The organism is Ochrobactrum chromiisoli (assembly GCF_026241335.1).
Taxonomy (GTDB): Bacteria; Pseudomonadota; Alphaproteobacteria; order Rhizobiales; family Rhizobiaceae; genus Brucella; species Brucella chromiisoli.
The window spans coordinates 594,322-607,773 of record NZ_JAPHAV010000001.1; the positions used below are offsets into that span (position 1 = coordinate 594,322).

Here is a 13,452-nt window from a genome sequence, read left to right on the forward strand (position 1 = left end):
TTTTCGACAAGGCAGAGAGCGCTAAAATGCCGCCGCATAACAGATCATATTCCGGCAAATTCCAGATAGGTTTCAAGGCTACCAAAATGTATTGGGGGAAATATTGGAGGAAGAAACATCCCCACTAAGGGAAATCTCTAATATTTTCAATTATTTACTGAAAAAGAAATGGCGCACCCGAAAGGATTCGAACCTCTGACCCCCAGATTCGTAGTCTGGTGCTCTATCCAGCTGAGCTACGGGTGCTTGCCTGTGTGCCGCATCGTCTGCGGCGATGGGCGGTTGATAATCGGACCCATTGCTAAATGCAAGCACCTTCTTGGAAAAAAATGCGCTTATGTGAAGTTTTCTTGTCAACGCCCGGTTTTGTGGGCTTTTTTAGCCTGTCATCAAGTGGGGAAAACCCCGGATAAATGAAAAGCGGATCAAAATTGGTCATGGAATCTATGCATTGGACGGGAATCACGCGGTAGAAAACTCTAACGATGCTGATTATTTTGCTTATTGTCCCAATTTGGCAGGTCTGGCAGGCGAATCTCGAAATGTGCGCCGATGGGGCGATCTTCGCGCAGCTCCACCGAGCCGCCATGAGCACGGATAAGTTCTTGCGCAATGGCAAGGCCAAGGCCGGTGCCGTCGCTGCGAGTTGACCCCTTGAAGGCTGTGAAGAGGTGATCACGGGCCTTTTGCGGTAAGCCTGGCCCCGTATCTTCTATGCCTATGATCGCCGTGGTGCCAATACGGCCTGCTGAAATAGTCAGGCGTTTCACGGTGGAGACATCGCTGGTGTGATCGCGCTCCATTGCCTGCACAGAGTTGCGGCAAAGATTGCACAGAACGCGGAAGAGCTGTTCGGAGTCTGCAATGAGTTCAAAATCATCTGCAACCAGATTCTCAAACTCAATCCCGCCATCCGCGTTCAGATTGAGCGTTTCCTGCACATCGAGAACAATCGACTGAAGCAGCACACGGCGGGGCGCAGGAGGTGGCTCCTGGGAGCGACCATAGGCCATCACGCTTTCTGAATAGGTGATAGCCCGGCTCAGTGTGTGAATGAGCTTTGGAGCAAAGCGCTTCACCATTGGGTCTTCAGTATCCGCAAGCCTGTCCGACATGAGCTGTGCCGACGCCAGAATATTGCGCATGTCATGATTGATCTTGGAAACCGCCAGTCCAAGATCAGCAAGATGCTTCTGCTCTTTGAGCGTGCGTTGCAGATCGCTTTGGATATGAGCAATCTGCCGCTGGGCAATACCGAATTCATCTTTGCGGTTTTCGGGCACGAGAATACGCGTTGGATTGTCGGGTGAGGCTGCAAAATCAATCATGTTTCGATGCATGAGCCGCACCGGGCGCAGCAGCATTTCATGGATGATGAGATAAATCAGGCTCGCAGCAATCACCGATATGAGCAAAGAGATGATAGCCACGTTGGTTGCGTAACTTAGCATGGCATGGCGAAGCGGTGCATCGGAAGTGACAATTTCAATGATGCGCCCCGGATTGGCGGATGGTGGGTTTGAACCAAAAATGCGCAACGTGCGATTGCCGCCGTTAAAAAGCGTTCCAAAGGCATCCCAGATCGCTGCGGCTTCACTGATATTGTTAAGATCGACCACCTGATCGATATTGCCCGGCATTTCACTCATTGCCAGAAGATGCGATGCGCCAGCTTCACGCAAAGCGATTGCCTTGGTGCCTGTCGCGAGCAGAACCTTGTCCTGCACTTCGCGCGGAATATTCATGTGGCCGCTGGCGATTAATACCTCGCTGACAGCATCGACCGTATCAAGGCGCGAACTCATCCAACGCACACGCATATTGGCGATGGACGGAACGAAGATCAGAACTTCAGCTATAAGAACCGCAAGGGCGGTGAGAATGAGAAGTTTGCTTGAAAGCCGGTTGCGCCAGCGAAGACGCGTAAACTGGTTTGGTGACGTATTGTCCTGTGACGCCCGTTCGCCGGTTTCGGTGGATGCAACTGTGGATTCGTCCGGGGGGCCAGAATGCGCGGCTGCGTCGGCCACGACGTTTCCGGTACTCATGGATTGATCAACCGCCACCATACATTAAATCCAGATTGAAAGGCTGCGGGGCATAATGCGCCCATGCCCAATTTAGTAAGCTTGCCACAATGAAATACGCAAAAATTTTACCTTTTATATATGGAGGCGTAAGAGAATTCCAACGGGCTTTAACTACTTTGCATGAAATTGGTTAGCAGCGCTTTCTGCTCCAAAACCTCTTTTCTCGGTTTCATAGCGTATTTCGCTTCTTCGGATATTATGCTCTCGTGGCCTCATTCTAAGTTTTATCTCCCTCATTCACAGGCATCGAGCAAATGTCGCAATCAAAAAGATCACTCATATTACCGAAATTTAACTCGACCTGCTCAATCGCTGCGTGCAAAATCGCAGATGGGGAAATCCGTGATGGCTTAAGCAATGTGACATCTTGAGCACCCCATCATTTTGATACTTTTTGCGGGCATAATCTGCGGTCAAAGTGAATGTGCATATTTTGATTAGAATTTTGTCGACGTGTTCGGCAGAGTCTTGCCGGAGAGTTGAATGAAGTCCTGGAAGCAGATTGTTCTGTGCCTGCTTGTTATTATCGCTGCCGGTGGTGGCTGGTATTTTTACAAAAACAAGGCGTCTTCCACACAAGAAGCATCCGGCCAGCAGACCCATGAACAGTCTTCAGGAAAAGCAGCCCCTCTGGTGATTGTTGAGGCGGCAGGGCAGGAAACCATCAACAACCGCCTGACGGCTATTGGTTCTGCACGCGCGCTCAGCACCGTTTCGGTAACACCTTATTCCAGCGGCACGATGAACAAGCTTTTTGTGAAAGCCGGAGATACCGTCAAGGCAGGTGACGCCATTGCGCAACTGGACAATGAGACAGAAACGATTGCTGTTGAAAAAGCGCAGATTGCGCTGAAGGATGCACAAACAACGCGTGAGCGCATAGCCCGGCTTCGCGCCACCAACACCGCAACGGTTGTGCAGGAAATAGAAGCCGATCTGGCGCTTGCCAATACCAAACTTGCCCTGGAAGACGCGCAGCTTGCTTTAAGCCGCCGTACCGTCACCGCGCCCATTTCGGGCATTGTTGGAATCCTGCCGGTTAATGCCGGCAATTACATTACGGCCGATACCTCTATTGCGCGCATCGATGATCGCTCCAAGGTTTTAATCGATATTTGGGTGCCAGAACGCTTCGCGCCACAGATCAAGGTGGGGTTGCCGGTCTCGGCAGAATCCACTGCGTTTCCCGGTGACACCTATAGTGGCAAGATCGATGCCGTCGATAATACGCTGGATGTCGCCAGCCGCACGCTGCATGTTCGTGCCGAAATTGATAACACGCAGGATCTGTTGCGCGCGGGCATGTCTTTTTCTGTGACCATTCTTTTCCCCGGTGATCGCTATCCGTCCGTCGATCCACTGGCCATTCAGTGGGACGCAGACGGCTCTTATGTGTGGCGCGTAGAAGACGGCGTTGCCAAAAAAGTCGCTGCCCGTATCGTACAGCGCAATTCAACGAATATCCTTATCGACGGGCCGGTCAAACAAGGCGATCTGATCGTGACGCAGGGCGTGCAAACCATCCGCAATGATGCGCCGGTGCGTGTACTCGATGAAAAGGGCACGGCTCTTGCAGTCCCTGCCAAAAGCCAGAATGCAGGGTGAGGGGCAAGCGTGAGCAATCCAAAATCGCCCGCAGGCAAGAACGGTGGTTCAACCGCGCTGTTTATTCGGCGCCCGGTTTTTGCGTTTGTCATCAATGTTCTGATTATCGTTGCCGGTCTTGCCGCCTTTACAGGTGTGGATATCCGTGAACTGCCAGATGTGGATCGACCTGTTATCACCATCAGCACGGATTTCAGCGGTGCATCGGCTGAAACCATAGACCGTCAGCTGACACAGGTTCTGGAAAATGCTGTCGCTCGTGTTTCTGGTGTGAAATCGATTTCGTCGACGTCCTCCTTTGAACGAAGCCGTGTCACGGTCGAGTTCAATGATGGCGTCGATCTCAATGTTGCCGCTGCTGATATGCGCGATGCGATTTCGCGCGTCGCCAATAATGTGCCGCAAGAAGCGGATCCGTCCCGCATCATCAAGGCCGATTCCAATGCCGATCCGGTGATGCGTCTCGCGGTTACGTCCGACACCATGTCGGTTGATGATATGACTGTTCTGGTTGAAGACCAGATTGAAGACGTTCTCTCCGCGGTTCCCGGTGTCGCTGATGTGCAGATCAATGGCGACCGCGACAAGATTTTTCGCATTGATATCAATCAGGCCCGTCTTGCCAGCTATGGGCTTACCATTGCCGATATATCCAGTGCTTTGTCATCAATGGGGCTTGATGCGCCCGCAGGTTCTCTGCGCAGTTCGGATCAATCCATCGTAGTGCGAGCCACCGCCAATCTCGAGAAGCCCGAAGACTTCGAAAATGTTTATATCAAAGGCCGCACGCAGATCCGCGATGTGGCCAGTGTTACGCTCGGGCCGGATATTGAAAGCTCGTCGGTGCGCTCCAATGGCAAAACGGCCATCGGCCTTGGTATTGTGCGTCAGGCGCAATCCAATACGCTCGACATCTCTCAAGGCATTCGTGCGGCTGTTGCGAACTTGCAGAAGACCCTGCCGCAAGGTGTCAATATTACCGTCACCAGCGACGATGCTAACTTCATCAGGGGCGCGATCCATGAGGTCGAGATCGCGCTGATTGCCTCTGTGATCATCGTGGTCGTGATCATCTTCATGTTTCTTTGGGATATCCGCGCAACGCTTATTCCGGCTTTGGCGATGCCGGTGGCATTGATCGGTACGGTTGCGGCGATTTATCTGACGGGCTTCTCGATCAATATCCTTACATTGCTGGCGCTGGTGCTTGCTACGGGTCTTGTGGTGGACGATGCCATTGTCGTGTTGGAAAACATCGTTCGAAGGCGCAATCAGGGCATGGGGCCACGCGCTGCCGCCGTTCTTGGCACGCAGGAAGTGTTCTTTGCGGTTATTGCGACCACATTGACGCTTGTCGCTGTTTTCGTGCCGATTTCGTTTTTGCCGGGGCAGGCGGGTGGTCTGTTCCGCGAATTTGGTTTTGTGCTGGCAATTGCAATTCTGCTGTCATCTATTGTGGCTCTGACATTGTGCCCAATGCTGGCGTCGCGCTTTCTCAAAGAAGGCAGTGAGGCATCGGAAGGGCGGCATGGGCCAAAGTTTCTGCAAAGGATCGGTGGCGGACTGTCGCGTTTTTATCGCAAGAGCCTGCACGCCTGTCTCTCCGCTCCCCTGATCGTCGTGCTCGTGGCCGTACTTTTTGCTGGCGCTTCTTACGTTGGTTTCGGCATGTTGCGACAGGAGCTCACGCCAACGGAAGATCGGGCCGTCGCGCTGTTGCGCATTAACGGTCCCCAGGGGATCAGCGTTGAATTTCTTCAATCGCAGCTCGATAAGATCGAGCAAGCGATTCAGCCATTACGCGACAATGGTGAAATCCTGACCACCTATGCGATTGCCGGCTCCGGCGGTGCTTCCAATAATGGCTTTATGGTGCTCACCCTTGCGCCGTGGACAGAACGCACCCGTTCGCAACAGCAAATTATGGCAGACATCAATGCTCGTGTGCGTGGGATCACGGCGGTTCGTATTTTCACAATGCAGCCAAACAGCCTTGGCATTCGGGGTGCCGGTAATGGCTTGCAGTTTGCCGTTGTGGGCAGTGATTACGCCAAGCTGCGACCGGCAAGCGATGCAATCGTTGCCGCACTGGAAAAAGATCCGCGTTTCGTTCAGCCGCGCTTGTCTGTTGACGCAACACAGCCGCAGCTTTCCGTCGAAATCAATCGCGAGCGAGCGTCCGATCTCGGCATCGATATTACCGGCCTTGCCAACGCCGTACAGGCGGTGCTCGATGGTCGCAAGATCGGTTCGGTTTATGTCGGCGACAGAAGCTTTGACGTGAAGCTTGTATCGACCACCAATCCCATCAATGATCCGACGGATCTTGAAAACGTCTTCCTCAAAACGGGGGACGGTCGTTATGTACCGATGTCATCTATCGCGACAGTGGTGGAAAAGGCGGTGCCGCCGCAGTTGAACCGTGAAGAGCGCCAGCGTTCTGTTGCGATTACCACAGGTTTGCAGGGCGATTTCGCGCTGGGAGATGCTTATGCGGCTGCATTGGAGATCGCAGCACCGCTGTTGCCACCGGGAGCCCACATCATCCCGCTTGCGGAGGCTTCTACACTCAGTGAAACCTCCGGTGGCATTATGATGGTCTTCGGCTTTGCGATCATCATTATTTTGCTGGTTCTGGCCGCGCAGTTTGAGAGCTTCATCAGCGCGCTGATTGTCATGGCAACGGTGCCGCTTGGCCTCGGCTGTGCCGTCTTTGCAATGATCCTCACCGGCACAAGCCTCAACGTTTATAGCCAGATCGGGCTTGTGCTGCTGGTCGGCATCATGGCTAAGAACGGCATTCTGATTGTCGAATTTGCCGATCAGTTGCGTGACAAGGGCATGAATGTGCGTGAGGCAATTGAAGAAGCAGCCAATATCCGCCTGCGTCCCGTCTGTATGACGATGATCTGTTCGGTGCTGGGCGGCGTGCCGCTGGTGCTCGCCAGCGGAGCAGGTGCGGAAGCGCGTGTGGCACTGGGTTGGGTTATCGTTGGTGGCCTCGGACTTGCAACGATCGCAACCCTTTTCGTGACGCCTGTTGCCTATCTTCTGCTGGGACGCTTCACCAAGCCAAAGGTTGAAGAAGAAGCGCGGCTTGAACGCGAAATGGCCAGGGCAGCAACTCTGGAAGAGAAGCTGAAATGAAAAAGCCCGGTCGTGAGACCGGGCTTTTTGTTGTTACTTCTTCATCGCGTCTGTGACCTTCGCGGTCCATGCACCTTCCGGCTTCTTGGTAATGACCGGATCAGAACCGCCGCCAAGCAAAGTTTCAACCGTGCGGTCGGCGGCAGCGACGTCGAGTGTACCGTCAGAACCATCAATCAGCTTGGCGATTTCCTTGACCATACGCTCCTGAACTTCCTGTGTCTGTGCACCAGAAGAGTCGTTTTCCAGAATGATTTCGGCAGCTTCGTCAGGATGTTCTGACGCATATTGCCAGCCCTTCATCGAAGCGCGGACAAAGCGGGCAAGCTTATCGACCATTGCCGGGTCTTCAAGGCTCTTATCAAGCACGTAGAGCCCGTCTTCAAGTGTTGCCACGCCCTGTTCTTCATAAGGGAACACAACCAGCTGATCCGCCGGAATACCGGCATCGATCACCTGCCAATATTCATTATAGGTCATGGTGGAAATGCAGTCGGCCTGCTTCTGGATCAGCGGATCGACATTAAAGCCCTGTTTGAGCACAGTTACGCCGTCTTTTCCGCCTTCGGTCGGGATATTTAAATGGCTCATCCACGAAAGAAACGGATATTCATTGCCACCGAACCAGACGCCAAGCGTGCGGCCCTTAAAATCTTCCGGCTTGGTGATGTTGGTGTCCTTGCGACAGGTCAACATCATGCCGGATTTCTTGAATGGCTGTGCGATGTTGACGAGTGGAACGCCCTTTTCCCGAGTAGCAAGGGCTGACGGCATCCAGTCCACCACCACGTCAGCGCCACCACCGGCAATCACCTGTGGCGGGGCAACGTCGGGGCCGCCCGGCTTAATGTCCACGTCAAGGTCTTCTTCTTCGTAGAACCCCTTATCCTTGGCGACATAATAGCCAGCAAACTGTCCCTGCGTCACCCATTTGAGCTGCAAGGTCAGCTTGTCAGCTGCTATTGCCGAGCTGCTCATAAGTGCGAGCGCCAGTCCGGCTGTTCCAAGGCATAAAGAAATTGCCTTTTTCATTTTAGTTCTCCTCTGGTTGTTTTTATTGCGCGCATTTTGCCCGAAAACCGGTTCCCACTTTTCGGAATGTGCTTTGGTCTGCATTATACTTGCAGATGCCAAATATTCAGGCTTATGCCCTCCTGTAAGAAGGGTGCCAGAATGTCATTCTGCGCTCGATCAGCGCGATCAGCCCATAAGAAAGCGACCCCGCAAGAGCGGCTACAAAAATCTCGGCCCAGACCATGTCCACATTCATGCGGCCGATTTCTGCGGATATGCGGAAACCCATGCCGACGATGGGCGTACCAAAAAATTCGGCGACAATTGCGCCGATCAAAGCCAGTGTGGAGTTGATCTTGAGCGCATTGAAAATGAAGGGCATGGCCGCCGGAAGGCGCAGTTTAATGAGTGTCTGCCAATAGTTCGAGCCATAGGTCTGCATCAGATCGCGTTCCATCGAACCGCTCGCAGCTAAGCCCGCAACCGTGTTCACCAGCATCGGGAAGAAGGTCATGATAATGACGACCGCTGCCTTTGACTGCCAGTCGAAGCCAAACCACATCACCATGATGGGCGCAACGCCGACAATGGGAAGGGCGGCTGCAAGATTACCAAGCGGCAGCAAGCCTTTGCGCAGAAATGGCACGCGATCAGCAATAATTGCGGTGATAAAGCCTAAGCCACAGCCCGCGATATAGCCGATAATGACCGCCTTCATGAAGGTCTGCTGAAAATCAGCCCACAGGATGGGAACCGAACTCGTGATCCGCGCCCATATGACGGAGGGCGCAGGCAACAGCACCTGCGGCACGGTAAACAGGCGCACACTCACTTCCCAAAGAAGAAGCATCGCGATGCCAAAAAGGGCAGGGACTGCAATGTCCAGCAGCTTCTGAGTGTGCGGGTTGCGCGCCTTGAGGCTTGCCACCCAGCCGACAATCGCCCATGAAACGGCAATCAGCGCGATAATGATTATCACATTCATCATCATGCACCCGCCCTTTCAGGTTTTACGCCCATGCGTCGGTTGACGATACGCGCAACCAGCCCGACAAGCGCCACAAGCAATCCCGCCATAATGGCGGCTGCAATGAGGGCGGCCCATATTTGCACCGTCTGACCGTAATAGGAACCGGCCAGCAAACGCGCGCCAAGACCTGCGACGGCCCCCGTTGGCAACTCGCCAACAATTGCGCCGACAAGGCTGATGGCAACCGCAATCTGCATCGATGTGAACAGGAACGGCATGGCCGCAGGCCAGCGCAACTTCCAGAAAACCTGATTGCGCGATGCATTATATGTCCGCATCAGATCAAGATGCATCACATCGGGCGAGCGCAGGCCTTTGACCATACCCACTGCAACCGGGAAAAAGGACAGATAAGTCGATATGATCGCCTTTGGCAGCAGCCCCGAAATGCCAATCGCATTCAGCACCACAATAATCATCGGCGCGATGGCAAGGATGGGGATTGTTTGCGAGGTGATGATCCAAGGCATCAGGCTTTTGTCAAGCGTGCGCGAGTGCACAATGCCGACCGCAAGCAACACGCCAAGCGCCGATCCGAGCACGAAGCCGAGCAATGTCGAGGATAGTGTCACCCAGCCATGATAAACGAGGCTGCGCTTTGAACTTGGTTTGACATCAAAGACTGTTTTCCAGATTTCCTGTCCCACCTGATGTGGCGCAGGCAGCACCGGGCGATCCTGATGCATCGTATTGGCAACAATTGTCGAGAACGAAATCTCGGTTCCGGCGCGCTCTGCTTGATCTCGCTCAAACGGCGCGTTGAGAAAAACTGCAAGCAGATACCACAATCCGATGATTGCCAGCAGAACCGTCGCCACCGGAATAAATTTGTCGCGAAAAAAAGCTGTCAGTCCCGCCCGGGTTTCACTCATGAATATGCCCCAGCCGCAGGCCTTCGCGCACGCGATGGGCGATTTTGAGGAAGGCATCCGATTCACGAATATCCAGTGTGCGATCCGGCCCCAGATCGCAGTCGATAATTTCATGAATACGGCCCGGACGCGGACTCATCACGACGATCTTGGTTGACAGAAACACGGCCTCAGGAATGGAGTGTGTCACGAAGATCACAGTCTTCTGTGTTGCCGCCCAGAGTTTGAGAAGCTGTTCGTTGAGGTGATCGCGCACGATCTCATCCAATGCGCCGAAAGGCTCATCCATCAGCAGCATGTCAGGGTCAAACGACAATGCACGCGCAATCGATGCTCGCTGCTGCATGCCGCCGGAAAGCTGCCATGGAAATTTTTTGCCAAAACCCGTGAGGTTCACCAGCGCCAGATTCTTTTCAATCCGCGCTTTGCGCTCGGCAGCACTATATCCCATGATTTCGAGTGGCAGGCCGATATTGTCTTCAATCGTGCGCCACGGAAACAACGCTGCCGCCTGAAAGACGTAGCCGTAAGAGCGATCAAGCCGTGCCTGTTCAGGTGTCAGTCCGTTGACGGTCACAGAGCCGGAAGTAGGCTGTTCGAGATTGGCCACCACACGCATCAAGGTGGTCTTGCCGCAACCCGAAGGGCCGATGAAGGAAACAAACTCACCGCGTTTGATCGTGAGATTGATGTTAGAAAGCGCATGGACCGGACCGTCATTCGTTTCAAAAACCAGAGACAGGTCTTTGATGTCGATCACGGTCGGCGCACCATCAAAGCCCCGCTCCGGGGCCATGTTATCGATGTTCATCACATGCATTTCCCGAAGCGAAGCTGGAGCCATGGATCAGACCCCTATTGGCATATGTTCGGCGCTGCGTTCCACCTTGCGGGGCGCGACGATTTCTTTCCACTGCGACAGGGCCTTGTTGGCGGCACCGTTGGGTTCACGTTCGACAAAGCGTCCATCACCCGGCTGTGCTGTGACATGGCCATGATCAAAGGCGAGACGACCGCGCGAGAATGTTTTGACGGGTAAGCCTTTCAACTCAAAACCTTCAAAGACATTGTAATCAATGGACGAATGCTGCGTTTTGGCAGAGATCTTCTTGGTCGTTTCCGGGTCCCAGATGATAATATCGGCGTCGGCCCCCGGCAGGATCGCACCCTTTTGCGGATAGATATTGAGGATCTTCGCAATGTTGGTCGAAGTGACAGCCACGAACTCATTGGGCGTCAGACGACCGGTGCGAACCCCACGCGTCCAGAGTACAGGAAGCCGTTCTTCAAGCCCGCCGGTGCCATTTGGAATCTTGGTGAAATTACCAATGCCATGGCGCTTCTGCTCGGATGTGAAAGCGCAATGATCGGTTGCAACGCATTGCAGGCTTCCAGCGGCAAGTCCGGCCCAGAGGCTGTCCTGATTGATCTTGTCGCGGAATGGCGGCGACATTACGCGGCGCGCAGCATAGTCCCAATCGCGATTGTGATATTCGCTTTCATCAAGTGTCAAATGCTGGATCAGCGGCTCGCCATAAACGCGCATCCCTTTCTGGCGTGCACGGCGGATTGCTTCATGCGCCTGCTCGCAGGATGTATGCACCACATAAAGCGGCACACCGGCCTGATCGGCAATCATGATGGCGCGGTTGGTCGCTTCGCCTTCCACTTCCGGCGGGCGTGAATAGGCGTGTGCCTCCGGACCGTCATTGCCAGCAGCCAAGAGCTTGGCCTGTAATTGCGCAACAATATCGCCGTTTTCCGCGTGAACCAGCGGCATGGCGCCAAGCTCGGCGCAGCGCTGGAACGATGCGAACATCTCGTCATCATTGACCATCAACGCGCCCTTATAGGCCATGAAGTGCTTGAAGGTGTTGATGCCGCGCTTCACCACTTCCGGCATTTCATTAAACGCGCGTTCGCTCCAGCCGGTGATTGCCATGTGGAACGAATAGTCGGTACGCGCCTTGCCTGCCTTCTGGAACCATTCCTGAAGCGCGTCGAGCAGATTGCCTTCTGGTCCGGGAAGAACGAAGTCGACCACCATCGTCGTGCCGCCTGCAAGCGCTGCCGCAGTGCCAGTGTCAAAATCATCGGATGAATAGGTGCCCATAAAGGGCATTTGCAAATGCGTATGCGGGTCAATGCCGCCTGGCATGATATAACAGCCGGAAGCATCGATGGTTTCATCGCCGGTCAGATTATCGCCCACGGCTACAATCTTCTCGCCTTCGATGAGAACGTCGGCTTTAAAGGTGCGGTCTGCCGTAATCACGGTGCCGCCTTTGATGACCTTGCTTGCCCCAGAACTAACCATGTTCGCGTTCCCCTTTTTGGTTTTGTTTCGAACAGGTATTGGATAGGCTGGAAATTAACTTACAATTTCAGCACTCTCCAATACGGCATGAAGAAGTACATCAGCGCCAGCCGATGCCCACTCCTTTGAGATTTCTTCGTCTTCGTTATGGCTGAGGCCATCGACGCATGGACACATGACCATGGCGGTCGGTGCCACGCGATTGATCCAGCAGGCATCGTGACCGGCACCGGAAACAATGTCGCGATGGCTGTAGCCAAGCCGTTCGGCTGCATTGCGAATTGCCGTGACGCAGCCTTCATCGAACGTGACGGGATCGAAATGGCCTGCCACTTCAATCTCGATACCAATGCCAAGGTCTGCCGCGATCTTTGGCGCTTCCGTTTCAAAACGCGCTTTCATGGCATCGAGTGTTTTCTGATCCGGCGAACGGAAATCGACGGTAAAGACGATTTGGCCCGGCAGAACATTGCGAGAGTTCGGCGAAACTTCAATATGGCCCACGCCACCGACCGCATCGGGCTGATAGTCCATCGCAATCTCATTGACCAGTTGCAGCAGTTTGCCCAAGCCAAGGCTTGCATTCCTGCGCATCTTCATCGGCGTTGAGCCGGTATGTGCTTCCTTGCCGGTCAGTGTTATCTGCAACCACCACAGGCCCTGACCATGGGTGACAACGCCAATATCCTTGTTTTCAGCCTCAAGGATCGGGCCTTGTTCGATGTGCAACTCAAACATCGAATGGATCTTGCGCTTGCCAACCGGCTCGTCGCCCTTCCAGCCAATGCGCTCCAGCTCATCGATGAATTTCTTGCCTTTGGCGTCGGTGCGCTCATAGGCCCAGTCCTGTTCTAGCACCCCGGCGAAAACGCCGGAAGCAAGCATTGCAGGCGCAAAACGCGTGCCTTCTTCATTGGTCCAGTTGACCACGACAATCGGGCGCTTTGTCTTGATGTTTGTGTCGTTCAAGGTGCGCATGACTTCAAGTCCGCCCAGCACACCGAGCACGCCGTCATATTTGCCGCCTGTCGGCTGCGTATCGAGATGGCTGCCCATATAAACCGGATCGGCATCCGCATCTTCGCCTGCGCGAATAAAGAACATATTGCCCATCGTATCGACGGTCATCGACAGTCCGGCCTGTTCGCACCATTTCTGAAAAAGCTGGCGACCTTCGGCGTCTTCATCGGTCAGCGTCTGGCGATTGTTACCACCGCGCAAACCGGGGCCAATCTGTGCCATTTCCATCAGGCTGTCCCACAGCCTGTCGCCATTGACCTTGAGATTACTGGAGAGCGCCATTTGCTCTGCCTCCACATTTCAAGCATGGAATAACTGCGGCATTGCCGCAAGCGCTTCGCATGTTATGTTGTTCCC

9 protein-coding genes and 1 tRNA gene are annotated in these 13,452 nt (G+C 54.0%); 2 read left to right on the forward strand and 8 right to left on the reverse strand.

From position 1 onward, the window contains the following. Nucleotides 1-169: 169 nt before the first annotated feature. Both OPR82_RS02830 and OPR82_RS02835 read right to left on the reverse strand, forming a co-directional pair. Nucleotides 170-246: transfer RNA gene (locus OPR82_RS02830), tRNA-Arg, on the reverse strand. 233 nt (nt 247-479) lie between these two features. Next, a complete protein-coding gene (locus tag OPR82_RS02835; protein ID WP_323054527.1) occupies nt 480-2,048 on the reverse strand; it encodes a sensor histidine kinase in 1,569 nt (522 codons plus the stop codon). A 525-nt stretch (nt 2,049-2,573) separates the two neighbouring features. On the opposite strand from OPR82_RS02835, the gene OPR82_RS02840 reads away from it, so the two are divergent. Together OPR82_RS02840 and OPR82_RS02845 are read left to right on the forward strand one after the other, a co-directional pair. Then, the gene (locus OPR82_RS02840) at nt 2,574-3,695 is read left to right on the forward strand and encodes an efflux RND transporter periplasmic adaptor subunit (protein ID WP_265982897.1); all 1,122 of its coding nucleotides are present in this window, start codon (nt 2,574-2,576) and stop codon (nt 3,693-3,695) included. Nucleotides 3,696-3,704: 9 nt separating this feature from the next. Continuing rightward, complete coding sequence (locus OPR82_RS02845) at nt 3,705-6,842, forward strand: efflux RND transporter permease subunit (protein ID WP_265982899.1); 3,138 nt, start codon at nt 3,705-3,707, stop codon at nt 6,840-6,842. A gap of 33 nt (nt 6,843-6,875) precedes the next feature. Here the strand turns inward: OPR82_RS02845 and OPR82_RS02850 are convergent, their stop codons facing one another. From OPR82_RS02850 to OPR82_RS02875, 6 genes are all read right to left on the reverse strand, one after another. Then, the gene (locus OPR82_RS02850) at nt 6,876-7,874 is read right to left on the reverse strand and encodes an ABC transporter substrate-binding protein (protein ID WP_265982900.1); all 999 of its coding nucleotides are present in this window, start codon (nt 7,872-7,874) and stop codon (nt 6,876-6,878) included. A 112-nt stretch (nt 7,875-7,986) separates the two neighbouring features. Beyond that, a complete protein-coding gene (locus tag OPR82_RS02855) occupies nt 7,987-8,847 on the reverse strand; it encodes an ABC transporter permease (RefSeq protein WP_265982902.1) in 861 nt (286 codons plus the stop codon). After that, nucleotides 8,844-9,758, reverse strand: coding sequence for an ABC transporter permease (locus OPR82_RS02860; RefSeq protein ID WP_265982904.1), 915 nt, complete (start codon nt 9,756-9,758; stop codon nt 8,844-8,846). The genes OPR82_RS02855 and OPR82_RS02860 overlap by 4 nt, the downstream gene beginning before the upstream one ends. Beyond that, nucleotides 9,751-10,569, reverse strand: coding sequence for an ABC transporter ATP-binding protein (locus tag OPR82_RS02865; RefSeq protein ID WP_265983837.1), 819 nt, complete (start codon nt 10,567-10,569; stop codon nt 9,751-9,753). Before OPR82_RS02865 ends, OPR82_RS02860 begins: the two co-directional genes overlap by 8 nt. Nucleotides 10,570-10,605: 36 nt before the next feature. Continuing rightward, complete coding sequence (gene hydA, locus OPR82_RS02870; RefSeq protein ID WP_265982905.1) at nt 10,606-12,075, reverse strand: dihydropyrimidinase; 1,470 nt, start codon at nt 12,073-12,075, stop codon at nt 10,606-10,608. 54 nt (nt 12,076-12,129) lie between these two features. Then, entirely contained in the window at nt 12,130-13,377 is a 1,248-nt protein-coding gene (locus tag OPR82_RS02875; protein ID WP_265982906.1) for a Zn-dependent hydrolase, read from the reverse strand. Nucleotides 13,378-13,452: the final 75 nt, after the last annotated feature.

What these genes read in the sequence shown, in the direction of transcription:
- OPR82_RS02860 (WP_265982904.1), bottom strand. Translation starts at nt 9,758, where the DNA reads ATGAGTGAAACCCGGGCGGGACTGACAGCTTTTTTTCGCGACAAATTT.
- OPR82_RS02850 (WP_265982900.1), bottom strand. Translation starts at nt 7,874, where the DNA reads ATGAAAAAGGCAATTTCTTTATGCCTTGGAACAGCCGGACTGGCGCTC.
- OPR82_RS02840 (WP_265982897.1), top strand. Translation starts at nt 2,574, where the DNA reads ATGAAGTCCTGGAAGCAGATTGTTCTGTGCCTGCTTGTTATTATCGCT.
- hydA (WP_265982905.1), bottom strand. Translation starts at nt 12,075, where the DNA reads ATGGTTAGTTCTGGGGCAAGCAAGGTCATCAAAGGCGGCACCGTGATT.
- OPR82_RS02835 (WP_323054527.1), bottom strand. Translation starts at nt 2,048, where the DNA reads ATGAGTACCGGAAACGTCGTGGCCGACGCAGCCGCGCATTCTGGCCCC.
- OPR82_RS02875 (WP_265982906.1), bottom strand. Translation starts at nt 13,377, where the DNA reads ATGGCGCTCTCCAGTAATCTCAAGGTCAATGGCGACAGGCTGTGGGAC.
- OPR82_RS02855 (WP_265982902.1), bottom strand. Translation starts at nt 8,847, where the DNA reads ATGATGATGAATGTGATAATCATTATCGCGCTGATTGCCGTTTCATGG.
- OPR82_RS02865 (WP_265983837.1), bottom strand. Translation starts at nt 10,569, where the DNA reads ATGAACATCGATAACATGGCCCCGGAGCGGGGCTTTGATGGTGCGCCG.